At 71.7% G+C, this 25,897-nt stretch carries 18 protein-coding genes; 11 read left to right on the top strand and 7 right to left on the bottom strand.

Annotation, left to right across the window (positions count from 1 at the left end; genetic code table 11):
- Positions 1 to 287 precede the first annotated feature (287 nt).
- Positions 288 to 3,497, top strand: coding sequence for a TIM-barrel domain-containing protein (locus ACFZBB_RS04630; protein WP_391118467.1), 3,210 nt, complete (start codon positions 288 to 290; stop codon positions 3,495 to 3,497).
- A gap of 62 nt (positions 3,498 to 3,559) precedes the next feature.
- Here the strand turns inward: ACFZBB_RS04630 and ACFZBB_RS04625 are convergent, their stop codons facing one another.
- Positions 3,560 to 4,555: a pyridoxal-phosphate dependent enzyme gene (locus tag ACFZBB_RS04625; protein ID WP_391117784.1), complete on the bottom strand. Its 996-nt coding sequence runs from the start codon at positions 4,553 to 4,555 to the stop codon at positions 3,560 to 3,562.
- A 304-nt stretch (positions 4,556 to 4,859) separates the two neighbouring features.
- Between ACFZBB_RS04625 and ACFZBB_RS04620 the strand changes: the two genes are divergently transcribed.
- From ACFZBB_RS04620 to ACFZBB_RS04610, 3 genes are all read left to right on the top strand, one after another.
- The gene (locus ACFZBB_RS04620; RefSeq protein ID WP_391117782.1) at positions 4,860 to 6,743 is read left to right on the top strand and encodes a LamG-like jellyroll fold domain-containing protein; all 1,884 of its coding nucleotides are present in this window, start codon (positions 4,860 to 4,862) and stop codon (positions 6,741 to 6,743) included.
- Between the two features lie 249 nt (positions 6,744 to 6,992).
- On the top strand, positions 6,993 to 7,517 hold the full coding sequence (locus ACFZBB_RS04615; RefSeq protein WP_391117780.1) for an AAA family ATPase: 525 nt from the start codon (positions 6,993 to 6,995) through the stop codon (positions 7,515 to 7,517).
- 256 nt (positions 7,518 to 7,773) lie between these two features.
- Positions 7,774 to 10,983, top strand: a complete 3,210-nt coding sequence (locus ACFZBB_RS04610; protein ID WP_391117778.1) for a discoidin domain-containing protein — start codon at positions 7,774 to 7,776, stop codon at positions 10,981 to 10,983.
- Here the strand turns inward: ACFZBB_RS04610 and ACFZBB_RS04605 are convergent.
- Positions 10,908 to 11,669 (bottom strand): hypothetical protein, encoded by a 762-nt coding sequence (locus ACFZBB_RS04605; protein WP_391118465.1) that lies wholly within the window; start codon positions 11,667 to 11,669, stop codon positions 10,908 to 10,910. The genes ACFZBB_RS04610 and ACFZBB_RS04605 overlap by 76 nt on opposite strands.
- Before the next feature lie 190 nt (positions 11,670 to 11,859).
- Here ACFZBB_RS04605 and ACFZBB_RS04600 point away from each other — a divergent pair, with 190 nt between their 5' ends.
- Positions 11,860 to 12,300: a fibronectin type III domain-containing protein gene (locus ACFZBB_RS04600; RefSeq protein WP_391117776.1), complete on the top strand. Its 441-nt coding sequence runs from the start codon at positions 11,860 to 11,862 to the stop codon at positions 12,298 to 12,300.
- A 43-nt stretch (positions 12,301 to 12,343) separates the two neighbouring features.
- On the opposite strand, the gene ACFZBB_RS04595 is transcribed toward ACFZBB_RS04600, so the two are convergent.
- Positions 12,344 to 13,552, bottom strand: coding sequence for an amidohydrolase (locus ACFZBB_RS04595; RefSeq protein ID WP_391117774.1), 1,209 nt, complete (start codon positions 13,550 to 13,552; stop codon positions 12,344 to 12,346).
- 204 nt (positions 13,553 to 13,756) lie between these two features.
- Between ACFZBB_RS04595 and ACFZBB_RS04590 the strand changes: the two genes are divergently transcribed.
- Positions 13,757 to 15,502, top strand: coding sequence for a serine hydrolase (locus tag ACFZBB_RS04590; RefSeq protein WP_391117772.1), 1,746 nt, complete (start codon positions 13,757 to 13,759; stop codon positions 15,500 to 15,502).
- A gap of 89 nt (positions 15,503 to 15,591) precedes the next feature.
- Positions 15,592 to 16,485 carry a MurR/RpiR family transcriptional regulator gene (locus ACFZBB_RS04585; RefSeq protein WP_317452484.1) on the top strand — a complete coding sequence of 298 codons (894 nt, stop codon included), beginning with the start codon at positions 15,592 to 15,594 and terminating at the stop codon, positions 16,483 to 16,485.
- Between the two features lie 21 nt (positions 16,486 to 16,506).
- On the opposite strand, the gene ACFZBB_RS04580 is transcribed toward ACFZBB_RS04585, so the two are convergent.
- The gene (locus ACFZBB_RS04580; RefSeq protein WP_355345669.1) at positions 16,507 to 17,196 is read right to left on the bottom strand and encodes a TetR/AcrR family transcriptional regulator C-terminal domain-containing protein; all 690 of its coding nucleotides are present in this window, start codon (positions 17,194 to 17,196) and stop codon (positions 16,507 to 16,509) included.
- Positions 17,197 to 17,386: 190 nt separating this feature from the next.
- Between ACFZBB_RS04580 and ACFZBB_RS04575 the strand changes: the two genes are divergently transcribed.
- Complete coding sequence (locus ACFZBB_RS04575; RefSeq protein ID WP_391117769.1) at positions 17,387 to 18,823, top strand: MFS transporter; 1,437 nt, start codon at positions 17,387 to 17,389, stop codon at positions 18,821 to 18,823.
- Between the two features lie 109 nt (positions 18,824 to 18,932).
- Here the strand turns inward: ACFZBB_RS04575 and ACFZBB_RS04570 are convergent, their stop codons facing one another.
- Entirely contained in the window at positions 18,933 to 19,448 is a 516-nt protein-coding gene (locus ACFZBB_RS04570) for a hypothetical protein (protein WP_188279510.1), read from the bottom strand.
- 337 nt (positions 19,449 to 19,785) lie between these two features.
- On the opposite strand from ACFZBB_RS04570, the gene ACFZBB_RS04565 reads away from it, so the two are divergent.
- Together ACFZBB_RS04565 and ACFZBB_RS04560 are read left to right on the top strand one after the other, a co-directional pair.
- Entirely contained in the window at positions 19,786 to 21,408 is a 1,623-nt protein-coding gene (locus ACFZBB_RS04565; protein WP_391117766.1) for a hypothetical protein, read from the top strand.
- Positions 21,409 to 21,656: 248 nt separating this feature from the next.
- Complete coding sequence (locus ACFZBB_RS04560) at positions 21,657 to 23,654, top strand: hypothetical protein (protein ID WP_391117764.1); 1,998 nt, start codon at positions 21,657 to 21,659, stop codon at positions 23,652 to 23,654.
- Positions 23,655 to 23,737: 83 nt separating this feature from the next.
- Here the strand turns inward: ACFZBB_RS04560 and ACFZBB_RS04555 are convergent, their stop codons facing one another.
- Together ACFZBB_RS04555 and ACFZBB_RS04550 are read right to left on the bottom strand one after the other, a co-directional pair.
- Positions 23,738 to 24,211: a hypothetical protein gene (locus ACFZBB_RS04555; protein WP_391117762.1), complete on the bottom strand. Its 474-nt coding sequence runs from the start codon at positions 24,209 to 24,211 to the stop codon at positions 23,738 to 23,740.
- Positions 24,208 to 24,693: an ATP-binding protein gene (locus ACFZBB_RS04550; protein ID WP_391117760.1), complete on the bottom strand. Its 486-nt coding sequence runs from the start codon at positions 24,691 to 24,693 to the stop codon at positions 24,208 to 24,210. Before ACFZBB_RS04550 ends, ACFZBB_RS04555 begins: the two co-directional genes overlap by 4 nt.
- Before the next feature lie 322 nt (positions 24,694 to 25,015).
- Between ACFZBB_RS04550 and ACFZBB_RS04545 the strand changes: the two genes are divergently transcribed.
- A complete protein-coding gene (locus ACFZBB_RS04545) occupies positions 25,016 to 25,897 on the top strand; it encodes a Scr1 family TA system antitoxin-like transcriptional regulator (protein ID WP_391117758.1) in 882 nt (293 codons plus the stop codon).

Here is a 25,897-nt window from a genome sequence, read left to right as displayed (position 1 = left end):
CATGCCATCGACATCGTTTGCAACGATGGAAGAAGTGCGGGGAGGTGCCCGTGGGACGCGGGTGCCGCCTTTGTCCAGCATTCCGCCAGGTCGGACCTCAGGAGCCCACGCCGTACGGGGGGCCGGGCTCCGACAACGCTGTCAGCGGCCGACGGAGCCTCACGACGGGTCGACAAGGGGCCCGCTTCAGGACGGAGTTGTGCGTGAGAAGAAGACGAGCGTGGCGCACGATGCGGTACATGCGGCGACGGGCAGCGGTGGTCGCCGTGACCGCCTGCGTGGCGGGGATGACGGTGGCCGGGGCGGGCCAGGCGTCGGCGGGGCCGGGGCACGGGGTGGGCCACCACGCCATCCCTTCGGTGACCTCGGGCGGTGCCCGCTTCCAGGTGCTGTCGCCGACGTTGATCCGTACCGAGTACGCGCAGGACGGGAAGTTCACCGACGCCGCGACGTACAACGCGATCGGCCGCGGCGACTTCGCGCCGGCCGCGTACACGACGAGCACGTCCAACGGCTGGCTGACGGTCGCGACGAGTGCGATGACGCTGCGGTATCAGGTGGGCTCCGGGCCCTTCAGCGCGCGGAATCTGTCGGTGCGACTGACAGCCGGATCCTCGGCGGTCACCGCGGCGCCGTGGCAGCAGATGACGTGCGCGGTCGGCGCGCTGTGCGAGGCGGAGAGCCTGTCGTACAGCGGGGTCGGTGTCGCCACGGACCACACCGGGTACACCGGCTCCGGCTTCCTGGCCGGCTTCCAGGGGACGGGCAGTTCGCTGTCGGCCGATGTCGAGGTCGCGACGGCGGGCACGTACCAATTCGACGCGCGGTACGCCAACTCCGTCGCCGGCGACGGCCAGAACACCACGCGCACGCTCACCTTGACGGTGGACGGCGGCGCGGCGCGGACGCTGAGCCTTCCGGTGACCGGCAGTTGGGACACCTGGAGTCTGGCGACCGCCGCGGTGCAGCTCGGCGCGGGCCGGCACACCGTCACGCTGTCCAGGGCCGCCGGGAACTCCGGCAATGTGAACATCGACAGCGTCGCGCTGGTGAACTCGGGGAGCGCGTTCCCCTCGGCCTCGGCGACGGCGATCACGGACTGTGCCTTCGGCGCGAGTTGTGAGGCGGAGGCGGACCGGATCGCGGGTTCCGCGAAGGTGGCCACCGACCACGGCGGATACTCGGGCAGCGGCTTCCTCGGGGAGCTGAACCAGGGGTCGAGCGTGACGACCCATGTCGTCGGGGTGCCGTCGGACGGGACATACTCGGTCCAGGTGCGCTACGCCAACTCCACGGGCGGCGACGGCCTGAACCAGACCCGTACGGCCACGGTGTCGTCCGGCGATACGAGTCAGACGCTCTCGCTGCCGGTGACCGGCAACTGGGACACCTGGCAGACCGCCTCGGTGCCCGTGGCGCTGAAGGCGGGCGCCGACGACATCACCGTCGGCTGCCCGAACGCGGCGAGTTGCCACATCAACCTCGACACGCTGTCGGTGACCGCGTCCGGCGCGGCGGCCCCGCAGCCGCACCTCGCGCTCGGCGGATACCGGCGCAGCCTGGACGGGCTCAACGGCGACAACGGCAATCCGACGACCACGCCCGGCCTGATGTACAAGGACGGCTGGTATCTGCTGGACGACACGACGTCCGCGCTGTACGACACCGCCGCCAAGAAGGTCACGCAGCGCCCCTCGCACAACGGGACGCCGTACCAGGACGGTTATCTCTTCGGGTACGGCCACGCCTACAAGCAGGCGCTGTCGGATCTGGCGACGCTGACCGGCCCGGCGCAACTGCTGCCGCAGTGGGCGTACGGCGTCTGGTACTCGGAGTACATCGACAGGACCGCCGCCGACTACGCGAACAAGATCCTGCCCGCCTTCCGCTCCGAAGGCGTCCCGCTGGACGTCCTGGTGACCGACACGGACTTCAAGTCGCCCAACGCGTGGAGCGGTTGGGAGATGAACACCGCCAAGTTCCCCGACCCGAAGGGCTTCTTCGACTGGTCGGCGGCGCAGGGGCTGCACAACACGCTCAACACCCACCCGAGCATCCTGGCCTCGGACCCGCAGTTCGCGCAGGCCCAGGCGACCGCCAAGGGCAAGCTGGTCAAGGGCGGTTGCGCGGCGGGGGCGAGCGCGGGAGGCGACTGCTACGTCTTCGACTTCGGCGACCCCGACCAGCTCAAGGCGTACATGGACCTGCACAAGACGATGGACCAGCAGGGCAACGACTTCTGGTGGTTCGACTGGTGCTGCGACAACTCCCAGTCCTCGCTCGCCGGTGTGACGCCGGACGCGTGGATCAACCAGGCGTACGCGGCGGAATCCGCTCCGGCGATCGGCCGCGGCTTCGTCATCTCCCGTGCCTACGGCTCGCTCCAGGCCGGCGGGTACAGCGGCCAGCAGGGGCTGCCCACCGGACCGTGGGCCGACAAGCGCACCACCGTGCACTTCACCGGTGACACGTCCTCGACCTGGGGCACGCTGCGGTCCGAAGTCGGTTACACACCGGGCGAGTCGGTCGCGACCGGCATGTCCGCGGTCAGCCACGACATCGGCGGTCACAACGACACGACGGGCCTGACCGGCTCCGAGACGTACACCGACGGCGGCGCCACCCACACCACGCACAAGCTGCCGGACGACCTGTACGCCCGGTGGGTGCAGCTCGGCACCTTCCAGCCCGTCGACCGCCTGCACAGCAACCACAGCGACCGGCTGCCGTGGCAGTACGGCACCGCGGCCCGGCAGTCGGCGGACAAATTCCTCAACCTCCGCGAGAACCTGGTGCCTTACACGTACAGCCTCGCGCAGCAGGCGGCCACCACGGGCGTCCCCGTGGTCCGCGCCACGTATCTCGAATACCCGGACGAGCCGCAGGCGTACGCCACCGCGGGCAGTGAGTACTTCTACGGCTCCGACATGCTGGTCGCTCCCGTCACCACCCCGGGGACGACGGCCACGACATCGGTGTGGTTCCCGCCCGGCCAGTGGACGGACTACTTCACCGGGCAGACCTACACCGGCGGCACCACCCAGAACATCACCACGGGGCTCGACCGGATGCCGGTGTTCGTGAAGGCGGGCGCCGTCATCCCGACCCGTACGGACGATGTCACCGCCAACGACAAGGCGCCGCTGACCAAGGTCACGCTGACCGTGGCAGCGGGCGCCTCCGGCTCGACCTCGCTCTACGAGGACAACGGCACCACCGGGGGTCCCGGTCGCAGCGCCACCACGACGGTCCGGTACCGCGAGAGCGGCGGTCGGCACACCGTCACCGTCAGCCCGGCCGCCGGGTCCTTCCCCGGCCAGGTCAGGACCCGGCAGTGGACGGTGACGCTGCTCGGCGTCGCCGCGCCGAGCCACGTCACGGCGGCCGGCAAGGGATTGTCGCCGGACGCGTACCACTACGACAGCGCGACCCGCTCCCTCACCGTCACGCTGCCTGCGCGCAGCGTGCACGCACCTGTCACCCTCAGCTACCGCTGACCGACCGGCCCCGTACGGGCCCGCGCGTACCCCCGCGCGGGCCCGTACCCACGCAACAGGCCCTAGCCCGCGCCACCGCACAGCTCCGCGAAGCGCGCGGTGTCGATGTTGCCGCCGGACAGGATCAGGCCGACGCGGGGCGGAAGGGGGGTGACGCGGGCGGAGAGCAGGGCGGCCAGTGGCGTGGCGCCGCTGGGTTCGAGGACGATCTTCAGGCGTTCGAAGGCGAAGCGCATCGCCTCGCGGATGGCGTCCTCGGTGACCAGGACGATGTCGTCCACCAGCCGCCGGTTGATGGAGAAGGTCAACTCGCCGGGCACGGAGGCCGCCTGCCCGTCGGCGATCGTGCGCGGGACGGGGATGGCGACACGCTCGCCCGCCTCCAGCGAGCGCTTGGTGTCGTCGCCCGCCGCCGGTTCGACGCCGATCATCCGGATGGCGCTGTCCAGCCCCTTGACGGCGGTCGCGCTTCCCGCGAGGAGTCCCCCGCCGCCGACCGGCACCACGAGGGCGTCCAACGGCCCTGCCTCCTCGAGGAGTTCCAGGGCGGCGGTGCCCTGTCCCGCGATGACGTGCGGGTGGTCGTAGGGCGGGATCAGGGTGAGGCCGCGGTCGGCGGCCAGCGCCTCGCCGATGGCGACCCGGTCGCCCGTATACCGGTCGTAGGTGACGACCTCCGCGCCGTAGCCCTCGGTGGCCTCCCGCTTGGAGCGCGGGGTGTCCTCGGGCATCACGATCACCGCGGTGCTGCCCAGCTCCCGCGCGGAGAGCGCGACGGCCTGCGCGTGGTTGCCTGAGGAGTACGCGGCGATGCCCTTGGCCAACTGCTCGGGCGTGAGCCGTGACGCGGCGTTGTACGCGCCGCGGAATTTGAACGCGCCGACGCGCTGGAAGTTCTCGCACTTGAGATGGACCTCGGCGCCGACGAGGTCGTCCAGGGTGCGCGAGCGCAGTACGGGCGTACGGTGCGCGACGCCGTCGATGCGGGCGGCGGCGTCGCGGACGTCGGCCGGCGTGACCGGCGCGGCGGCGGTCGGGGGGCGGTGGGTTGAGGTCACCACCGCACCCTACGCCGTGCTCCTTGAGGGTCTCGCGGGTGGCCGGACCTCGGACGCTACGGTCCCGCGGCGGCCGCGGCGGCGGTGCACGGGCCCGGGGGCGCGCCCGGAGTGGGTGATTCCGGCAAGGCGTTCATGTGCGCTTCGTCGCGCGTTGGCTGGGGCTGTCATCTCGGTCCGTAGCGTCGGCTTCTGCCGGCCGGACCTGCCCCGTCGACCTCTCGGGGACCCCTCACAGGTTCCGTGCTGCCCCACGGCGACGACCGATGAACCGAACAACAGCGCAGACGAATGAGAGACGCCCATGTGCAGTCCGCAGCACCAACCCGAGGGACCCCTGCCCGGCGCGAGCCGCCGATCGTTGCTCGTCGGAGCCGGACTCGCCGGAGCCGCGGTGGCCGGTCTGTCGGCCGCGGGACCCGCGTCGGCCAGTACGCCGGGGACGGCCGGAACCGCCGGCCTTCCGGGGTTCGGCGGGCCGTGGCGGCCCGACACCGACGACCAGCGCTTCACCGTCGTGGTGATGCCGGACACGCAGTACATGTTCGACGGTGACGCCCTGTACCCGGCGCCGGTCGAGGCGGCCTTCCGCTATCTGCTGGCGAACGGCAAGGACGAGAACATCGTCTTCATGGCCCACCTGGGCGACCTCACCCAGAACGGCAAGGCGGGCGAATTCACCTCCATCAGCAAGGCGTTCAAGATCCTGGACGACCACCAGGTGCCGTACAGCGTCCTGGCGGGCAACCACGACATCCCCGGCAAGGACGACCAGCGCGGGAACACGCCGTACCTCGACCACTTCGGACCGCAGCGGTTCCGCAAGGCACGCTCCTTCGGCGGCGCGAGCCCCGACGGCTACAACACCTTCCACACCTTCCGGGCCGCGGGCCGGGAGTGGCTGGTGCTGGCCCTCGACTGGCGGCCGTCGGCCGCGGGCGTCGCGTGGGCGAAGAAGGTCATCGCCGCGCACCCGAAGTCCCCGGTCATCCTCACCACGCACGAGATCGTCGGCGCCGACACGTACGGCGACGAGGCCGAACTGTCGGCCTTCGGCCAGCAGTTGTGGGCCGACCTGATCGACGGCAACGACCAGATCTTCCTCACGCTCAACGGCCACTTCTGGCCGCCCGCGCGCACGGTGAAGAAGAACGCCGCCGGGCACGACACGCATCTGCACATCACCAACTACCAGGACCGGTACTACGGCGGCGCCGCGATGATCCGGCTCTACCGCTTCGACCTGGCGCGCGACACCATCGACGTCGAGACGATCTCCCCGTGGATCCTCGGCAAGGCCGCCGACAGCCTCAACGAGTTGGAGCGGCAGGAGATCGAACTGACGGGACCGCAGGACCGGTTCTCGCTCGACATCGACTTCGAGCAGCGCTTCTCGGGCTTCGCCCCGGCCACCCCGCGGCCCGCACGGCCCGTCAACCGGATGCTCGTCCCCGGCACCCTGGCGTACTGGCGGTTCGACGGCTCGCACGGCACCGACCGGATCGTCGACCTGTCGGGGCGCGGCAACGACCTCACCAAGGTCGCGCTGCCCGGCGCCACGGACGCGGCGCTGACCTGGTCGGCCGACCACCACCCGGACCAGCCCGGCCACGCCAGCCTGTACTTCGGCGGCGACAGGGACAGCGGCGGCCCGCACGGCGCCTACCTCCAGACCGTGGACAGGGCGCCGCTGAACGCGGCCACCTTCCGCTCGGCATACACCTTCGAGGCGTTCTTCAAGCTGCCCGCCGACTGGGACGGCAACCGCAACGGCTGGTCGGCGCTGCTGAGTCGCTGGGGCACCAGCGGCCAGGCGGGCAAGACGGGTTACTCCGAAACCGAGCCGATCGTCACCCTCAGCCTGTCCGGCGGCGCCGAACTCCAGTGGAACGTCTACCCGTTGAACCTCACGACGTCGACCACCAACTGGGGCCACTACCTGCCGATCAACGTGTGGTGGCACGTCGCCGTCGTCAACAACGGCCGACAGACCACGATGTACGTCGACGGCTGCCCGGTCGTCCGCAATCCGTCCACCCGCAACAACGGCCTGACCTCGCTCAATCTGCCGTGGATGATCGGCGGTCACGCGGACGGCGGCAAGCCGGACCAGGTCATGCGCGGCTGGATCGGTGACGTCCGGATCGCCGAACGGGCGCTGACCCCGCGCGAGTTCATGAACGCCTGACGGACACAGCCGCCGGGGGGCGGGTCCCGACCCGACCGCACCCGTCCCCCGGCCCCGTCCTGCGCCTTCCGTCCCGTTGCCTTCCGTCCGGTCCGGCCCGCCGTGGTCCGGCCAGGTCTGAGCCCGGTGCACCCGCCCGTGCGGACCGCACCGTCGGCCGATCCCGGATCCCAGGGCCGAGCCCGGACCCGGACCTCGCCCTCGACCGGACCCGGACCTCACCGCCCGAGCAGCGGTTAGCCTCGGGCGGTGAAACGCATCCTCGTCGCAGGCATCACCGGGGCGGGCAAGACCACCATGGCGCGGGCCCTCGCCGAGCGGCTCCGCCTGCCCTTCCACGAGATGGACGCCCTGCGGTTCTCGGGGCCCGACTGGGCCACCGACCCGGAGTTCGAGCGGAAGGTCGCGGACCTCGCGGCCGGCCCCGAGTGGATCGTCGACTCCTTCGGCTACCCGGAGGTACGGGACCTGCTGTGGACGCGCGCGGACACGGTGGTCTGGCTCGACTACCCGCGAGCGGTGATCATGCCGCGCGTCCTGCGCCGGTCGCTGAGCAGGACGCTGCGCCGGGAGCGGGTCTTCGGCGGCAATGTGGAGACCGTGTCGGGCTGGTTCAGCGGCGAACACCCGGCGTGGTGGGCCTGGTCCCAGCACGGCGCCCGGCGCGCGGACATCGGCGGGCGCGGCCGGGACCCCCGCTTCGCACACCTCCAGGTGCTCCGTTTCCACTCGCCGCGTCGGGCCGAGGCGTGGCTGCGCACCGTGCGCCCGTGACGCGGTGACCTCGCGGGCTCGTCGGCCCGATGGCCGCGTGCCGAACCCGGTACCCCCGCGACCGACGGCTGAGCCGGGTTCCGGATCGTGCCCCGCGCCTCCCCCGGCCGCCCGTCCCTCGCCCCCCGCAGCCCGCGCGCACCGCGACTCCCACCGGCCACAGTCCGCCCGGTCACCGGTCGCGGTCCGTCCGCTTTGCCGTCTCCCCAGACCTTGACGGCCGCGTCCAAGACCGCAAAGAATGGCTCGGCAGCCAATGACAACGTTGTCTAAATGCAAGAGGAGATCTGCCGTGACCCACGACCCCGCCGGACTGGGCAGACGGCGCTTCGCCCAGCTCGCCGCGCTCACCTCCCTGGCCGTCGCCACGCCGCTGTCGATCGGCGCCGCCTCCGCGGACGCCGCGCCCGCGGGGCAGCACGGCACCGGAGGGCACGGCCCTGGCCACGCTCCCGACGACGATGTCGCCGCCGCCTACTACCAGGCACTGCTGACCCACACCCGCTGGGCCGAGACCCAGTGGGACGCTTCGAAGGGCTACTACACGGGGACCGACTACAACTTCGTGGTCGTCCTCGGCAACGCGGTGCTGCTGACCCGCGGTACGTACGACGCCACGAGCGCGGGCATCGACAAGGAGACGCTGCGGGCGCACACGCTGGCCACGATCAAGCACTTCGCCGCGTCCAACCGCCTGACGGGCGGCACCGAGTGGGGCCGCACCCTCTTCTTCGACACGACCTTCCAGCTCTACTTCGTGCTCGCGGCGCACCTGCTCTGGGACCAGTTGGACGCGGTGACGCGAGGTCACGTCGACACGATCGTGCGCGAACAGGCCGCGTACACCACGGCGTTGGGCACCGCCAACGACCCGGCGTCCGGCAGCTGGACGCCGAACGGACTCAAGGGCGGCTTCGTCGGGGACACCAAGCTGGAGGAGATGGGCGTCTACGCCCAGTCCCTGGCGCCGGGTCTGGCCTGGGCCAGCGACGATCCGCGGTATGCCGACTGGAGCGCCGCGTACGGCCGTTGGAGCCGGAACGAGACGGGGCTCCCGGCCGCCGACCTGGCCAATCCGACCGTGGTGGACGGCGTCGCGGTCAGCGCGAACACCGCGACGAATCTGTACGACTCCTTCATCGTGGAGAACCACGGCTCCTTCGGACCGCACTACCAGCAGGAGTTGTGGCGCACCTCGGGCCGTAACGCCGTGCACTTCATCACCGCGGGCCGTCCGCTGCCGCAGGTGCTCACCGAGCAGCCGAACGCCAAGCAGTTGTGGCGCACGCTGCTGATGGTGATGAGCGACGCGGGCGAGCCGCTGATGCCGATGGTCGCCGACCGCGAGCACCTCTACGGCCGTGACGTGATCCCGCTGGCGTTCCTCGCGCAGGTCGCCGGGGACCGTACGGCGGCGTGGGGCGAGGCCGCGATGGCGGCGCGGCTGGCGCCGTACCAGGCGTACGCGCCGCTGTACCGGCTCGCGAAGTTCTCCGGTGAGCCGAAGTACGAGCCCGAGGCGCGCGCCGAGGTGGCGATCAGCTATCTGCTGCACGAGTGGCGGGCGGCGCACGGCGGGATCGTCAAGCCGCTGTCGGACGCGGAGATGTTCGCGCGGGCCTCCGGCGTCAAGGACTTCGGCACCGGCCCCGGTCTGGTCGCGCAGCAGACCCCGGCGGCCTGGGCGGCGGCGGTCAGCAAGCCGGGCTTCGTGAAGTTCGGCTGGCAACCCGCCCACGACGACTGGCTGTTCGCGCTCAGCGGCACGACGCCGATGTTCCTGCCCGCGACGGCGGCGAAGGTGCTCAAGCGGTCGGTGACGACGTACCGGGAGGTGCGCGACGGCTTCGACGCGACCGCGACCGTGCTGACCCTGGACTCGGGCACCGCAGGCTTCACCACTCTGCCGTCCGGCGCGGTGGTCTACGCGACCAGCGGTACGGCGTCGGGCGAGGGCTCGCTGCGGGTGCAGAATCTGACGATGCCCGGTGTCGCGGGGCTCGTCGGCAGCCGTACGTACACCGCGGCCGAGGGCAGCGCGAAGGTCGCCTCGCAGGACAGCGGCAACGCCGGTGTCGGTCCCGGGCCGCGGGTGGACGAGCTGACCGTGCCCAGCGGTTCGTGGCGGTACGTGCGCATGCAGGGCGTCGCGGGCCACACCACGTACGGCTACTCGCTGTACGCCTTCGAGGTCCGTGACGGCGCGAGCGGTCCGGATCTGGCCCAGGGCAAGACGGCCACCGCGTCGTCCGCGGACTCCGGCAAGGGCGCGGCGCTGGCCGTGGACGGCAATGCGACGACCCGGTGGGCGGTCGCGGTCTCGGACCGCGGGCGCGCGGACAGTTGGCTGACCGTGGATCTCGGCGCCGCCAGCGCCTTCGACCGTGTGACGCTGCGCTGGGAGACGGCGGCGGCGCGCGCGTACCGCGTGCAGGGCTCGGCGGACGGTAAGACCTGGACCGATCTGATCCGCTTCCCGAGCGCGGACCTGTCCAGCCGCGGCGGCTGGCTGTCGGTGGACGGCCGGGCGGGGCTGGTGGTGCGCGGCGCCGCCAACCCGCTGTCCGTGTACGGCGATCTGGTGGTGCTCTCCGACGGTCCCGCCGAGCCGTTGCTGGTGGAGGGGCTGCCGTCCGGCGACCCGCGTGCGGTGAAGGCCGCCGCCGCGCTGCCCGCGCCCCAGGCGCGCGACGCGGCGGTCAAGGCCAGTACGGCGGGCGGGCACTTGAGCCTGTTCAACCTCTCCGCCGGCTCCGTCGCCACCACGGTGTCGGTGCCGCAGAGCCGGTCCCGTCTCACGCTCTACGCGGGAACGCAGCACGTCACCGCGGACGGCACCGACGTCGCGGCCGAGCTGACGGCCGCGAGCGCGGCGGTCGTCCCGGCCCGCTTCACCCTGACGTCCCGCGCGGGCGGTTCGGTCCCCACCGGTCTGCGGGTGGAGGTCGTGGACGCCGCGACCGTACGGGTGAGCGGTCCGCGCGCCCGTCTGCTGGTCACGGCGCCGTCGGGCGCCTGCGCCCAGGTCGATGTCCAGCCGGGCAGGACCGCGCAGGTCACCGTGCGCGGCGCGAAGCCGTACCCGCTGGAGGACGTGGCGGTCGGCTGCGACACCTTCCCGACCGGTCCGCTGCCCGCGGGGATGTCGGATCCGGCCGCGGCCGTGGACGGCGACCCGGCGACGTCCTGGCGGCCCGGCTCCGCGCGCGGCCGCATGGTGGTCGATCTCGGCGCGGCGGTCGATGTGCGGGAGATCCGCACCACCTGGACCGGCGGCCATGTGCCGTCCGCCGCCATCGAGTTCAGCGCGGACGGGCTCACGTACACCTCGGCGGGAGAGCTGCGGCGGCGCGGCCGTGCGGCGACGCTCGCGGCGCGTACGACGGCACGCTATGTGGCGCTCGCCGTGTCCGGCGGTCGCGACACGGACGCGCGGCTGGTGAGCCTGGAGGTCGTTCCGGCCTGACCACGGCCGGACAAGAGCCCCGGTTCGGGGCGGCAGACCGGGTCAGGCCGGTCTGCCGCCCCGAACCGGCATTGCCGCGAGGATGTGGTCGACGCCCCAGGACGCGAAGAGGTCGGCGTACCCCTGGACGTACTGCTGCGCGCCGGGCTTGCCGAAGTCGATCCGCCAGGAGTCGTCGTGCGTGTTGCCGGGCCGGGTGGTGTCCGCGATGTCGGCGAGTGGTACGCGGTGCCCTTGATCGGCAGGTTGGCGTCGACTGCGGCCTTGGGAATGCCGGGGGTGAGGTAGACGCCGAATTTCAGGCCGAGCCGGTGCTGGTAACCGGCCACGGCGGGAAGGCCGTTCGGGAAGCGGTCGGTGTTCCAGGCGTCGCGGCCGTACGCGTCCAGGTGGTCGGACCATCCGGCGTCGATGTTGATGTAGCGGTAGCCGTGCGCCGCCAGGCCGCTGTCGCGCATGGCCAGAGCCTGGGCCTCGATGTTGTGTTCGGTGGGCTTGCTGCGCAAAAAGCTCCAACTGCTCCAGCCCATGGGCGGGGTGGCGGCGACGCGCGGGGCGGGTGCGTGGGCGCGGCCGGGCGCCGCGGTGGGTGGTGCGGCGCCGCCGGGTGGTGCGGCGAGCAGGGTTCCGGCGCCGGTGAGGGCCAGGGCTGTCGGGGCGACGAGGGGCCTGCGGGACAGTCGCATCGTGCACACGACGGGTTTTGATGCCTGAAAGGGAGTCATAATCGTGAGCGCGTTCGATCCGATGACTGCCGCGTCTGCGCAGCTCCTTGACGCCCCGTTCGTGTCTGCCTCCCGATAGGTCGGATGTGTGTACGCATATGTGAATGCTGACATGCGTACCTGTGAATGCTCGGACAACTCAGGAGGCGTCATGCACGGCGGAAGTGATCTCTCCCGGCGCACGGTGCTGGGCGGCTCGCTCGCGGGAGTCGCGGCCGGTATCGCGGCGGCCGCCGCCGCGGCGGCCCAGGACACCGCGGGCCCGGAGGCGGGCAGTGTGCTTCCGGCGGCGCCCACCGGAGTCAAGCTGCGCGCCCAGGCCACCGCGGGCACCGTGGCGTGGACGCCGCCCGCGGACATGGGCGCCTCGGTCGTCATCGGCTACCGGATCACGCTCGCCGACGCGTCCGGCGCGCGGACGGTCGAGGTCTCCGGGCGGGACGCGCTGGTCACCCAGCCCACGCTGAAGGGGATGTTCCGCGTCGTCGGCGCGCTCACCCCGGGCACGTCGTACACCGTGAGCGTCGCGGCCGTCACCGGGACCGGCGTCGGCCCCGCGGCGACGGCCACCGGCAGGACGCCGTCCGCGTAGGGCCCATGAGGAGGCCCGCTCCCGCCGAGGGTGGGGCGGGCCTTCAGGCCACGTCGGCCGCGAGGCGGCTGAGCAGGAAACCGGCCATGCCGCGGACGCCGAACCCCAGCGCCCGCTCGTCGGCCGCGAAGTCCGGTGCGTGCGGGGCGCCGTTCATCCCGGCCTCGGGATTGGCGACGCCGAGGTAGAACATCGCGCCGGGCACGCCGTTCAGGAAGAGCGCGAAGTCCTCGCCGTTGAAGGGGAAGGAGGCGTGCAGCACCTCGACCGCGTCCGGACCGAGCGCGCCGCGCAGGTACTCCGCCGCGGTCTCGCTCAGTTCCGGCGAGCAGACCATCGCGGGGAACGGCTCGTCCGCGAAGACGGCCGTGGCGCCCGGCAGCATTTCCACCGCGGCGCGTACGGTGTCGCGGATCTCGGCGTAGCGGCTGTCGGGCCAGGCGCGCAGCGAGACGCGGACGAGCGGGCTGCCGTCGTCGAGCGCGGTCAACTCGGGCCAGGTGACGACGAATCGCGCCAGCGGCCCGTCGGGGTCGCGGAGGTCGGCCATCAGACGGTCGTACTCCTCGGGGTTGCGCGGAAGGCGGACGGTGGACAGGCCGTCCACCAGGTCGAGAATCCGGCGCGCGTCGGACGCGGCGTCCCGGCCGGTCAACTCGACCTGGAAATGGTCCTGTCCCGGCAGTCCGTGACCGGGCATGACCGCGAAGGTGCCGACCGGGAACGGCCCGCAGTGCAGCGCGTAGACCTCGCGCGGGGGTGTGTGTTCCAGGGCGCCGTCCTCGATCATGGCCCGCGCTCCGGCCAGCGTCTCCTCGGCAGGTTGAAAGAGGAAGACGATCCGGCCGTGCCAGCGCTCACGCAGCCGGGCGAGTACCTGGGCGACGCCGACCCCGACGGCCGTGTGCAGATCATGGCCGCACAGGTGCGCGGTGCCGGGGACGCAGGAGGCGAAGTCGCTCTCGAACAGCTCGTCCAGTTCGTCGTCGTCCACGGCGTCCATGTCGGCGCGGTAGGCGAGGGTCGGTCCCGGTCCCGCGCCGTCGAGCACCGCGACCACGCCGTGGCCGCCGACGCCGGTGGTCACCGTCAGGCCCGCGGCCCGCAGCCGTTCGGCGACCAGCGCCGCCGTACGTTCCTCGGCGCCTGCGGGCTCGGGGTGGCGGTGGATGTCGCGGCGCAGCAGCACCAGGTCATTGTCGAACTCTTGCGCGATACTGCCGATCTCCTGGCTGTCCAGTGCTGATGGCATGCGTGGGAGGGTACCGGACTGCGGCGCAGGGTTCGTCGCGCCCGACAGCCTTGACCGGGCGAATGGTTGACCCGCGCGTGCGACGTGAGTAATTTACCGACGCCAGCTGCCATGCGGTAGGAATCCTTCCACTCCCCCGGCGTCCCTCCCTGCCGCTCCCGACCACTGCTCCCGATCCAGCCGGCCTCTACAGACGAGGTTTCCATGCGGACCCCTGCACTGACGGCAGCCGCGGCGCTGCTCGCCTCCCTCTCCCTCGTACTCGCCGGGAGCGCCGACGCGACCCCGGCCCCGCAGCACGGCGGGAGCGGCCGGTTCGACCGGCCGTACTCCGGATTCGCCCCGGCGGACACCGTCCTGCACCGGGGCACCCCCCGGTCGGCCGGGCTGGACGCGGCGCCGATCGACGCCTTCGAGCGGCAGATGGCGGGCTGGGAGGACCCCGCCTCGGGTGCGAATCACCTCTTCCCCGGCGCGACCACGCTGATGGCCCACGACGGCGTGGTGGTGGAGCGCGACGCGGGCGGTTACGCGGTCGAATACGCCGACGCCACCCACGAGTTGCCGGCCGACCAGCGGGTCCCGGCGCGTACCGACACCATCTACGACCTGGCCTCGCTGTCGAAGCTGTTCACCTCGATCGTGGCCATGCAGCAGCTCGAAGCGGGCCGGATCGACCTCGACACGCCGGTGGCGCACTACCTGCCGGAGTTCGCCACCAACGGCAAGGGTGCCATCACCGTCGAGCAACTGCTCACCCACACCTCGGGGTTCGACGCCGATCCGGTCCCCTCCCTGTGGCAGGGCTACCCGGATCTGCCGTCCCGCGAGAAGGCGATTCTCGACGCGAAGCCGATCAACGCGCCGGGGACGACGTATCTGTACTCGGATCTGAACATGCTGAGCCTGCAACTGGTGTTGCAGAAGGTGACGGGCAAGCCGCTCGACACGCTGGTGCGCGACGGCATCACGGGACCGCTGCGGCTGACCGACACCGGCTACAACCCGTCGGCCGCGAAGCTGCCGAGGATCGCGGCGACCGAGTACGAGACCAGCCCGGCCCGCGGCATGGTGCGCGGCCAGGTGCACGACGAGAACGCGTGGGCCATGGGCGGCGTCGCGGGCCACGCGGGCGTCTTCTCCACCGTGGACGATCTGGCCGTCCTGGCGCAGACGATCCTCAACGGCGGTACGTACAAGGGCCGTCGGATCCTCAGCCGGAACAGCGTCACGCTGATGGAGCAGAACTTCAACCAGGCGTTCCCCGGTGACTCGCACGGCCTGGGCTTCGAGCTGGACCAGATCTGGTACATGGGCGGCCTGTCGGGTCCGCGCACCCTCGGGCACACCGGTTTCACCGGCACCTCGCTGGTGATCGACCCGCAGTCGCGTTCGTTCGCCGTCCTGCTCAGCAACCGGGTGCACCCGACGCGGAACACGCCCTCGACCAATCCGCCGCGCCGGGCCATCTCCACCGCACTCGCGCAGGCGATCGCGGTCCGGGCCCCCGGCGGCGGCCCGCTGTGGTACTCAGGGCAGGGCGGCGGCACCACCAGCACCCTCACCACGGGACCGATCACCGCGAAGGCACCGGTCGACATCGACTTCTCGGCGTTCGTCAACACCGAGTCCACCGACCTGCTCACCGTCGAGTCCTCCACGGACGGCGGCACGACCTGGCAGCCGCTGCCGCTGCGGGTGACCGGCAAGGGCGCGCCGTCCGGCGCCCCGACCTCCCTGTCGGGGCAGGACGTCCGCGCCTGGTGGCGGGTGCGCGCCGAGCTTCCGCGGGGCGCGGCCGGTGCGCTGATCCGCTGGACGTACGCCACCGACCCGGTCTACGAGGGCCGCGGCATCGACCTCGCGGGGCTGTCGGTCACCTCGGGCCACCACGACCTGCTGCGGGCCGCGGGACTCACCCCGGCCGGCGCCTGGCGGACCGCGCACTGATCCGTCCGCCGGCCGCGGAGCGCTCACCCGCGCCGGGGCTCGCCCGAGGCCACGTTGACCCCGACGATCACGGTGGATACGTTTCCCCCGTGTCAGCCGGTTCCGACAACGAATCCCCCGAGGCGAGTCCCTTGGCGCGCGTCCGGTCGCTGCTGCCGGACCTCGCTCCGGCCGAGCGGCGCGTGGCGGCGGCCGTGCTGGCCAACCCGGCGCTCGCCGCGCGCAGCAGCATCACCGAACTGGCCGAGGCGGCGACGACGAGCGAGACCACGGTCATCCGCTTCTGCCGTTCCGTCGGCCTGCGCGGCTACCCGGAGTTGCGGATCGCGCTGGCCGCGGACGCCGCGCGCGCCGAGACCCGCGACGACCGGCATCTCGGCAGCGACATCACGCCGACCGACGACCTGTCGGAAGTCGTCGGCAAGGTCGCCTTCGCCGACGCGCGCGCCGTCGAGGAGACCGCGCGGCAGCTGGACGTCGACACGCTGCGCCGCGTCGTGGCGGCGGTCGCGGCGGCGGGCCGCGTCGACATCTACGGCGTCGGCGCCAACGCCCTGGTCGCCGCCGACCTCCAGCAGAAGCTGCACCGGATCGGGCGGGTGAGCTTCGCGTGGAGCGACACCCACATCATGCTCACCTCGGCGGCGGTGCTCAGCCCCGGTGACGTGGCCATCGGCCTCTCCCACACCGGGGCGACCGCCGACACCGTCGAGGCGCTGCGGGTGGCGCGCGGGCACGGCGCGACGACCGTCGCCCTGACCAGCTTCCCGCGCTCGCCGATCCGCGCGGTGAGCGACCACCTCCTGACCACCGTGGCCCCCGAGACCACCTTCCGCTCGGGCGCGACCGCCAGCCGTATCGCCCAGCTCACCGTGATCGACTGCCTGTTCATCGGCGTCGCCCAGCACCATCTGGACAGCGCCCGCAAGGCGCTCAAGGAGACGTACGACGCGGTCGGCGACCACCGGCTGCCGGAGCCGTGACCGGCCGGGTGAGAACGCCCGCTACGCCGACGGCCGGGGCGTGTGGATGATGCCGTTGAGCAGGACGTCGAATCCCCAGGTCAGTCGGCCGGTGCCGGTGCCGCTCAGCAGGTCCATGCCGAGGGCGGCGATGTGGGGGTAGGTGTCGGGCGTGGCGGAGAGGATCGCGTTGGCGAGGTCGCTCTCCTCCTGCTCCGCGCCGTCGGCCACGCTGCGGGTGCCCTGTTCGGTGGCGGTGGAGGTCGCGAAGTGCAGCAGCAGGTCCACCGCCCACGCGGTCCGCTCCGCGGGGACGCCTTCGGCCAGCAGCGCGAGCAGGCCGTCGACCAGCCGTAGGTAACCGGGGCCCGCGGGCCTGGTCACCAGCGCGGACTGGGCGAGGCCCGGGTACTCCATCAGGGCCCTGCCGTACGACCACAGGAGCGTGAACAGCCGCTCGCGCCAGTCCCCGGGCGCGGTCACCGGGCCGAGATCGAGTCCGGCGAGCAGGTCGTCGAGCATGTACGCGCGCAGCTCGGCGGTGTTGCTCACGTAGACGTAGAGCGAGGCCGGCCCGGTGTCCAGCTCCTGGGCGAGGCGGCGCATCGTGACGCGGTCGAGCCCTTCGGCGCGCATGATCTCCAGCGCCGTGCCGACGATCCCCTCGCGGGAGAGCGCGGGTTTGGCGGGCCGGTCGCGGCGGCTGATGGGGGCGGCTTTCCCAGGCGTCATCGCCTCAGCATAACGAACGCGTTCGCCCGGCCATGGCGTGATCACGCCCGCTGGAACGAACACGTTCGCTCTGAACGCGTTCGCGACGAACATGTTCGTGTACGCTCGTGGATGTGGCCGGACAGACCGGTTCGATCACGCGACGTCACAGCGGACGTCACCCGACGTCACCCCGGAAGGAGGTCCCGCCATGACCACCGCGACCACGACTTCGACCGCGGCCCGTCCCGCGGGCACCAGCACATCGGCCCGGCTGATGTGGGCGATCCTGGGGCTGGTGCTGCTCGCCGACGCCCTGGACATGATCGACTCGACCGTCACCAACATCGCCGCTCCCACCATCAGCGCTGAGCTGCACGGCGGCCAGGGCCTGATCAAATGGCTGGGCTCCTCCTACATGCTGGCCATGGGCGTCCTGCTCGTCATCGGCGGGCGGCTCGGCGACAAATTCGGCCAGCGCCGGATGTTCCTGATCGGCATGGGCGGCTTCACCCTCGCCTCCGCCGTGGCCGGGCTCTCCCCCGATCCCGGACTGCTGATCGCCGCCCGTGTGGTGCAGGGGGCCTTCGGCGCCCTGATGATCCCGCAGGGCATGGCGATCATGACCAAGACCTTCTCGCGCGACATGCTCGGCAAGGCGTTCGCGTTCTTCGGGCCGCTGCTCGGCCTGGCCTCGGTCGGCGGCCCGATCCTGGCCGGGTTCATCATCGACGCCGACCTCTTCGGCCTGTCCTGGCGGCCGATCTTCCTGATCAACCTCGTCCTCGGCGCGGTCGGCCTGGTCCTGGCGGTCCGGCTGCTCCCGCACGACGACGGGGACCGTACGGTCGTCGTGGACGGGATCGGCTCGGGTCTGCTCGCCGTCACCATGTTCGGCCTGCTCTTCGGCCTGGTCGAGGGCTCGACCAACGGCTGGACGGCCACTCCCGTCCTCTCCCTCGTCGTGGGCGTGGCGGCCTTCGCCGCCTTCGCCCGCCGCCAGAGCACGGCGGCCGACCCGCTGCTGAAGGCATCGCTGCTGCGCAACCGCGGCTTCAGCTCGGGACTGGTCGTCGGGCTCGTGGTCTTCGCGACCACCAGCGGGCTGATCTACGTACTGTCCCTGTTCATCCAGGAGGGCCTGCACGCCTCGCCGCGCACCGCCTCGCTCGCCCTGCTGCCGATGACGCTCGGCATCATCGTGGCCGCGGGCGCGTGCATGGCGCTGATCAAGAAGCTCGGCCGCACGCTGATCTTCGTCGGCATCGCCATCCTGCTGGCGGGCGGCGGCTGGCTGCTCGCGCTGGTCGCCCACTCGGGCACCGGCGTGGGCCTGTGGACACTGGCCGCGCCGATCTTCGTCACCGGGCTCGGCATGGGCGCCTGTTACGGCACGATCTTCGACATCGCGCTCGGCGACATCAGCCCCGACGAGGCGGGCAGCGCCAGCGGCTCGCTCTCCGCGATCCAGCAACTCGCCGCCGGTATCGGTTCGGCCGCGGTGACCTCGGTCTTCTTCCAGACCGCGGGCGGCGGCCTCGGCCATGCCATGAAGATCAGCCTCGCCGTCGTCCTGGGGCTCAGCCTGCTGTGCCTGCCCGCGGTCGCGCTGATGCCCAAGCGCGCCCCTGAGGAGACCGGCCACTAGCCGCCGCAGGCCGCCGCGAAGGACCCCGCTCCCTTTGGGGGGCGGGGTCCCGGCGTGCGTGCCGCGCACCGAGTCGCGCCGGGCGAATCCCGTACGACGAGGTGAACCGCTACCAGGTGAACGCGGTGGACTGAGCGCTGGTGGCGATGCAGTAGACGGTGGTCACCGAGGGCGACGTGGTGACGATCTTGACCGACCAGTTGGTGGCGCTCGGCGTGCCGGACAGCACCCAGGAGTCGGTCTTGTCACCGGCGGCGAGCGTGCCGGTGGACTGCGGGAGCGGGCCGAGGGTGACGGCGCCGGTCATCGCGGGGTTCACGGTGCCGGAGAAGTCGACCTCGGTCGAGCCGTTCTGCTTGACCTTGATGGTCGTGGTGATGCTGTTCGGCGGCACCGTGGTGCCGGCCGGGACCGTGATCGTGGAGGAGCTCAGTTTCAGTTTCTTGACGCCGCCGGAGTCGGTGGCGGTCAGCGTGGCCGTCCCGCTGCCCCAGGTGCCGCAGTTGTAGCTGGCGGTGGCGGTGGCCGGGGTGACGGCGACCGCGTGCGGGGCGAGGGTCAGACCGGCGAACAGTGCGCCGCCGCTGAGGACGGCGATCGTCCCCATACGCTTGGATCTGGACATGGCAAAGCACTCCAATCAAGCAGGGTGAGGGTGCGCCGGGGGACGACCTCACGCAGGCACCCTTGACATCCCGTTGTCGAGTGACTACCCGCTGTCCGGCCCGGCGCGCTGGTCGGGAGTGAAGCCCCATGACCTTGAAGAGTCAAGCGCCACGAGGCGACGTGAACCGCGGCTTGACCCGCGGCCGACCTCGCCCGGTGCGACCGGCGGCCCAACGCCGCGAGGTTACCGGCGGGTTCGCATTGACTTCTGCGTCCCGCGCTGTCGCAATGCCCTGGAACCAGCACCTGACGCACCGTCATATACACGTATGCGTCCCGGAGTCAGGAGGCACGCGTTGCATCATGCAGGGCAGATCTCTCTACGGCGCCTCGCGCGGGCGGCGGTGCCGGCTCTGGCCCTGGCCGCGGCCTGCACGCTGGCCGCCCCCGCGGCGCACGCGGACACGGTCACCCCGACCGTGCACTGCGTGCTGCCCGCTGGACAGGGTGAGAACACCGGGCCGCAGTCCGTCTCGGTGACCCTCACCCCGGCCACGGTCGCGCCGGGCGGCAAGGTGCACGCCGAGGTCACCCTCGGACCCTCGCCCGCGACCAGCCCGCTCGCACTGTCCGCCGTACCGACCACACCGAGCATCTACTTCACCATGTCGGGCGGGGCGACCGGGACGGTCTCGGTGACCGGCCCGACCGTTCCCGTGGACATCCCGGCGGCGCCCGCGCCGATCGTCATCCCGCCCTACGGTGGGGACTTCTTCGTCCCCTCGGACGCGTCGGGACCGGTGACGTTCACCCCGTTGAAGATGAACACGCAGACGGTGGTGCTCGGCAGCACCTTCCAGACGCCCTGTGACATCGTCTCGGGCAGCGGCGGCATCGGCACGGTCACCGTGCAGGGCGGCGGCGGTGGGGCCACCACGCTCACCGCGCCGGCCTCGGCCGTACGTCCCAGCACCTCGGTCGCGCTGAGCGGCAGCGGATTCACCGCGGGGGGCACCCCCGTGGTCTCGCTGTGCGACGCGCAGGGACTGGGCTGCGACCCGTCCCGCTTCACCGCCGACACCCTCGCGATCGACTCGTCCGGCGCCCTCTCGGGGAGCGCGACACTGGCCGCGTCGTCCGTGATCGCCGACGGCTCCTACCAGGTCCAGGTCAGCGACGGCGCCAAGCACGCCACCGCCGACCTCACCGTCAAGGCGTTCGTGCCCACGGGCGCCCGCAGCGTCACGCTCTCGCCCGACCACGGCCCGCTCGGCACCGTGGTGACCGTGAGCGGCGGCAACTTCCACCAGGACCAGTACATCAACGTCTGGGGGGTGGACGCCGACGGCAACCAGACCGCCGACGACGCCGTGTACCCGGTCAGCACACCCGACGGCACCTTCACCGCCGAGTTCACCGTCAACGACGCCGCCACCACCGCGATCCACACCGACGAGAGCGGTGCGGACGGCTCCGACGTGAACGCGAAGTTCACCGTGGGCGACAGCGGCGGCGCGACGGCCACCCAGAAGATCAGCGCCACCGTCACCGCGGGCAATCTCCAGATGACCCAGTCCGGGGACACCATCGACTTCGGCACCATCCCCCTGACCGGACGGTCCCAGACCGCCACCAGCGCGCTCAACACCGTCACCGTCGTCGACTCCCGCGGCGTCGACCTCGGCTGGTCACTGACCGGCACGCTCACCGACCTGACCTCGGGTCAGAACACCATCCCCGCCTCGGCCGTCAGTTGGACACCCGACTGCGTCCGTAGCTCGCAGAGCGTCGGCACGCCCGCACCGGGCACGCCGGGCCCGCTGGGCAGCACCGCGGCGACGCTGTGCCAACTCACCGCGGCCGACGGCGAGAAGGTCGTCGGCGGCACCGTGAAGGTCAACGCCGACATGGACCTGCGGCTCCCCGCGGTGACGGCGCCCGGCGACTACAGCGCGATCCTCACACTCACCCTCACCTAGCGCCACGCCCCCGTTCCGCACCAACCGACTCCGACGTCCCTCCTCCTGATCCGTTCCTCCCCCGGGCCCATTTCCCGGGGGAGGAACGTCCCGGACCCGACCCCGGGCCCTCACCTTCTCCCCCGGGGCCCACCCCCCGCGGACTCATTCCCCGGGACCCCACCCCGCGGACCTTCTCCCTCTTCCCGGACCCCTCCCGTGCCCAGGCTCAGGGAGGGGTCTGCCATGCCCGAAAGGCGGCGCAGCAGATGTTCCCACCCTTCCACCGCAGGCCCGGACGGGGCTGGCGGGCGAGAATCGCCACGGGCGCCGTCGCGGTGCTCGCCCTCGTCGGCGCGGGTCTGACCTCCGCGACGACGGCCCAGGCCGCGACCATCAACCCGACCGTGCACTGCACGCTCCCGGCGGGTCAGGGTGACGCCACCGGGCCGCAGTCGATGACGGTGACCCTCACCCCGGCCGTCGTCACCCCCGGCGGCAAGGTGCACGTCACCGTCACCCTCGGCGCCAGCCCCGCCATCCCCGGCACCTCGCTGTCCAACGTGCCCACCACGCCCTCCATGGACCTGGCGATGTCCGGCGGCGCCACCGGCACCGTGACGGTCACCGGCCCCACGGTGAACATGAACTACCCCTCGGGGCAGCCCGTCGTCGTTCCCCCGTACGAGGGTGACATCTATCTGCCCGCCAACGCCTCGGGGGCCATCACCTTCACGCCGACCCGTACCCTCACCAGCACCGTGGTCCTCGGGGGTACGTATCAGACGCCCTGTGTGGTCACCGCGGGCGGCGGACCGGTCGGCACGGTCACCGCGCAGGGAGCGGGCAGCGGCGCCTCGCTGTCCGGGCCCACCGGCGTGGTCCGGCCGCACACCGCGATCGACCTCGCGGGCGGCGGCTGGACGGCCGGCGGCACTCCGACGGTTTCGCTGTGCGACACCAACGGCGCGGGCTGCAACCCGGCCGACTTCACGTCCAACACCCTCGCCATCGACAGTTCGGGCATCCTCACCGGCACCGCGACGCTCGCCGACGCCAACACCGTGGCCGACGGCTCGTATCAGATCCAGGTCAACGACGGCACGACCCATGCGAACGCGCCACTGACGGTCAAGGCGTTCGCGCCCACCGGTCCGAGAACGATGACGCTGTCCCAGAACAACGGCGTGGTCGGCACGGTGATCACGGTCGTGGGTCACAACTTCCGCCAGGACCAGTGGATCAACATCTGGGGACTCGACGCCGCCGGGAACGCCCTCGACGACGCGGTCTACGTACAGAGCCTGCCCGACGGCACGTTCAGCACCGACTTCACCATCGACAGCGCCGACCTGGTGGCCGTCTACGCCGACGAGAGCGGCACGGCCGGGACCAGCGTCACCGTACCGTTCACCGTCACCACCACCGCCGTGACGCTCAGCGCCACCACCCCGACCGTCCTTCCCGGCCACGCGGCGACACTCACCGGATCGGGCTGGCCCGCGGGCACCACACCGACCGCCGCGCTCTGCGCCGCGGACGGCACCGCGTGCTCGGCCGCGTCCGTCTCGTCGAGCAGTCTGAGCATCGCCTCCGACGGGAAGCTCTCCGGCTCGGTCACCGTGGCGAAATCCGTCGCCACGGGCTCCTACCAGGTGCAGGTCACCGCGGGTTCGATCCACGTTCTCGCACCGCTGTCCGTCGCCACGACGTTCATCACGCTCAGCCCTGCCTCCGGTCCCGCGCACACCAAGGTCACGGTCGTCGGCCAGGGCTGGGCGCCGGTCGCCACGGTGGAGATCGACGGGCTCAAGGCGGACGGCTCCCGCACCTCCGACAGCTACGCCACCAAGATCATCGGCCTGGACGGCTCCTGGTCGCAGACCTTCACGGTCAACGACCCGGCCACGGTGGCGCTCTACGCGCACGAGTGGCTGATCAACGGGCACACCGCGACCGCCGCCTTCGCCGTCAACGGCAGCACGGCCCCGCCCGCTCCCGCCTACTCGCTCAGTCCGGCCGCGGGACCGGTCGGCACCTCCGTGCTGGTCAGCGGGCGGAACTTCGCCCCCGTCGCCACGGTCGTCGTGTCCGGGCGCCGCGCCAACGGCGCCCAGAGCTCCGACTCCTCGGTGCTGCGCGTCATCGGTCTCGACGGTACCTTCGCGCTCAACTTCACCGTGCGCGACCCGAAGACCGTCGGCATCATGGCCGCCGAAGTGCTGGTGAACGGCAAGACGGTCCAACTCCCCTTCACCGTCCGCTGAGTTGTCACCCACGGCCTGCCCGGACCGCTCGCGCCGCGGCTCCGGGCAGGCCCCGTGCCGTTCCGGGCCGCCGGGCGGGGCCGCTACTCGACGGTCATCGCGGGCTGCACCCCGGCGATGCAGCAGGCCGCGAAGTACAGCAGGATCGGGTGCGTGTACGGCACGGCCTGGTCCGGCAGGTGGATGACGTCGTGGCCGCCGGACGCGTCGGGCAGCGTCTCGTACGCGGGCACCAGCACGGCCGCGTCGACCAGGTAGCGGGTGGAGGACGGCCACTCCACGTCGATGTCGGAGCCGGTCGGCACGATCCACGACCACTGCCGTCCGTTGGTGAGGACGCAGCCGGCGCTGGGCAGGCAGCCGAGGATCCGCATACCGTGCTCCGCGGACGTCTCGACCACGTCGCAGGCCAGTCCCGGCGGGAAGTCTGCGGTGGTCGGGACATGGATACGTTCCCTGGCGGCGGGAGTCCCGCCCACGCGCGGGGCGAGCCAGTCGAGGCGGGTGCTCCGGAGCGGCAGGGCGGAGCGACGGCCGGCCGGGGGGACACGCTTCATCGGGGGTCCTCCGAGTACGTGGCCGACGCGTCGTCGGCCGGGGCGACGGGCACGGTGAAGGTGGCCCAGGCCGTCCAACCGGCGCCGGGTGAGGGGACGTTGATCCCCCAGGTCGTACTCAGGGCCTCCACGACGACCAGCCCGCGGCCCCCTTCGTCCGGCGGCCGGGCGTCGTGCCGCGACGCGCTGCGCCCCTGGGAGCCGACCTCGACGTAGACCTCGGGGCCGCCGCCGCGCAGATGGCAGGTCACGCTGTCGCTGAGGCTGTGCACGATCGCGTTGGTGACCAGCTCGGAGACGACCAGCACGATGTCGTCGCAGACGGCCTCGGGCAGGCCCCAGCGGTCGAGTTCCGCGCGGGCCTCGTGGCGGGCGGCGCTCACGGAGGTCCGGTGGGCGGCGAGACGGAAGACGGCGTACACATCGCCGCTCGGGCGCGATGACGTGATCGGGGGGGTTCGGAGACCCGTTAATGCTGCCATGGCCGTCACCTCTCGTGGGGGCCGCGTATGTGGGGTCGCGGTTGCGCGCTCGGCGGCATCGCTGCCGGGCTCGACCATCGGCGTCATTGCCTGTGTCGGTGCTTCCGCGATGACGACGGCTGAGGACGACCGGGCGCGTGGCGGTTCCTGACAACGTAGTCATCATGGTGATCGGCTACGCCGTCGACTCCAACTATGGTGCTGCTACCCTCAACTCGCAAGCCACAAAGTGCAATTCGCAGAATGAGCCAGGGTGGCGGGAGACTGCGGGGCAACATGGCACACTGCGGCGAGCACTGAACATTCGCACGGGGAGGTAGCAATGGCGGCCACCGACAATGGGTGGGGCGGCGGCCCTCCTACGGTGCTGCGGATGATACTGGGACGCCAGTTGGAGGAGCTCAGATCCCGCGCCGGCGTCTCATTCGAGCAGGCCGGTGAGGTCATCGGGGTGAGCCATTCGACGATCCGCCGGATGGAACAGGCCAAGGTGGCACGGCTGCGGCTGTCCGACGTCGAGAAGCTGCTGCGCACCTACGGCATCACGGAAACGGCCGAAATCGAGACCTTCCTCGAACTCGCCCGAGAGGCCAACAAGCACGGCTGGTGGCACACCTACCGCGACGTGATGCCCGACTGGTTCGGCGCCTATCTCAGCCTGGAGCAGGCGGCGGTCCACATCCGCGCGTACGAGGCGCAGTTCATCCCCGGCCTGCTCCAGACCGAGGAGTACGCGCACGCGCTGCTCACCGCGGGCGACCCGCAGGCGTCGGCCGAGGACATCGACCGCAGGGTCGCCCTGCGGCTGACCCGGCAGCAGATCCTGACTCGCGCCCAACCCCCGCTGCTGTGGGCGGTGATGGACGAAACGGTGCTGCACTGGCCGGTCGGCGGACCGAAGGTGATGCGCGCTCAGATCGACCATCTGCTGGAGATCGGCGAACTGCCGAACGTACGCCTTCAGATGATGCCCTTCGCCAACGGGCCGCACCCGGCGACCCGCGCGGGGGCCTTCCAGCTCTTCCGGTTCGAGGCCGCGGAACTGCCCGATGTCGTCTATCTCGGCGGCTTGATCGGGTCGACCTACCTCGACAAGCAGGACGAGGTCGCCGCGTACCGCGAGGCCATGGACCGGCTCGCCGCCCAGGCGGCGCAGGAGAAGAAGACCAAGGCACTGCTGGGTGCCCTACGCAAGGAGCTCTGA

It is taken from the genome of Streptomyces sp. NPDC008139 (assembly GCF_042957025.1).
GTDB lineage: Bacteria > Actinomycetota > Actinomycetes > Streptomycetales > Streptomycetaceae > Actinacidiphila.
This window is presented reverse-complemented; position numbering and strand designations above follow the sequence as displayed.

Coding starts and splice junctions, on each gene's coding strand:
- ACFZBB_RS04630 (WP_391118467.1), top strand. CDS start 288: ATGACGGTGGCCGGGGCGGGCCAGGCGTCGGCGGGGCCGGGGCACGGG.
- ACFZBB_RS04620 (WP_391117782.1), top strand. CDS start 4,860: ATGTGCAGTCCGCAGCACCAACCCGAGGGACCCCTGCCCGGCGCGAGC.
- ACFZBB_RS04610 (WP_391117778.1), top strand. CDS start 7,774: ATGACAACGTTGTCTAAATGCAAGAGGAGATCTGCCGTGACCCACGAC.
- ACFZBB_RS04605 (WP_391118465.1), bottom strand. CDS start 11,669: ATGCGACTGTCCCGCAGGCCCCTCGTCGCCCCGACAGCCCTGGCCCTC.
- ACFZBB_RS04600 (WP_391117776.1), top strand. CDS start 11,860: ATGCACGGCGGAAGTGATCTCTCCCGGCGCACGGTGCTGGGCGGCTCG.
- ACFZBB_RS04595 (WP_391117774.1), bottom strand. CDS start 13,552: ATGCCATCAGCACTGGACAGCCAGGAGATCGGCAGTATCGCGCAAGAG.
- ACFZBB_RS04590 (WP_391117772.1), top strand. CDS start 13,757: ATGCGGACCCCTGCACTGACGGCAGCCGCGGCGCTGCTCGCCTCCCTC.
- ACFZBB_RS04580 (WP_355345669.1), bottom strand. CDS start 17,196: ATGACGCCTGGGAAAGCCGCCCCCATCAGCCGCCGCGACCGGCCCGCC.
- ACFZBB_RS04575 (WP_391117769.1), top strand. CDS start 17,387: ATGACCACCGCGACCACGACTTCGACCGCGGCCCGTCCCGCGGGCACC.
- ACFZBB_RS04570 (WP_188279510.1), bottom strand. CDS start 19,448: ATGTCCAGATCCAAGCGTATGGGGACGATCGCCGTCCTCAGCGGCGGC.
- ACFZBB_RS04560 (WP_391117764.1), top strand. CDS start 21,657: ATGTTCCCACCCTTCCACCGCAGGCCCGGACGGGGCTGGCGGGCGAGA.
- ACFZBB_RS04555 (WP_391117762.1), bottom strand. CDS start 24,211: ATGAAGCGTGTCCCCCCGGCCGGCCGTCGCTCCGCCCTGCCGCTCCGG.
- ACFZBB_RS04550 (WP_391117760.1), bottom strand. CDS start 24,693: ATGGCAGCATTAACGGGTCTCCGAACCCCCCCGATCACGTCATCGCGC.
- ACFZBB_RS04545 (WP_391117758.1), top strand. CDS start 25,016: ATGGCGGCCACCGACAATGGGTGGGGCGGCGGCCCTCCTACGGTGCTG.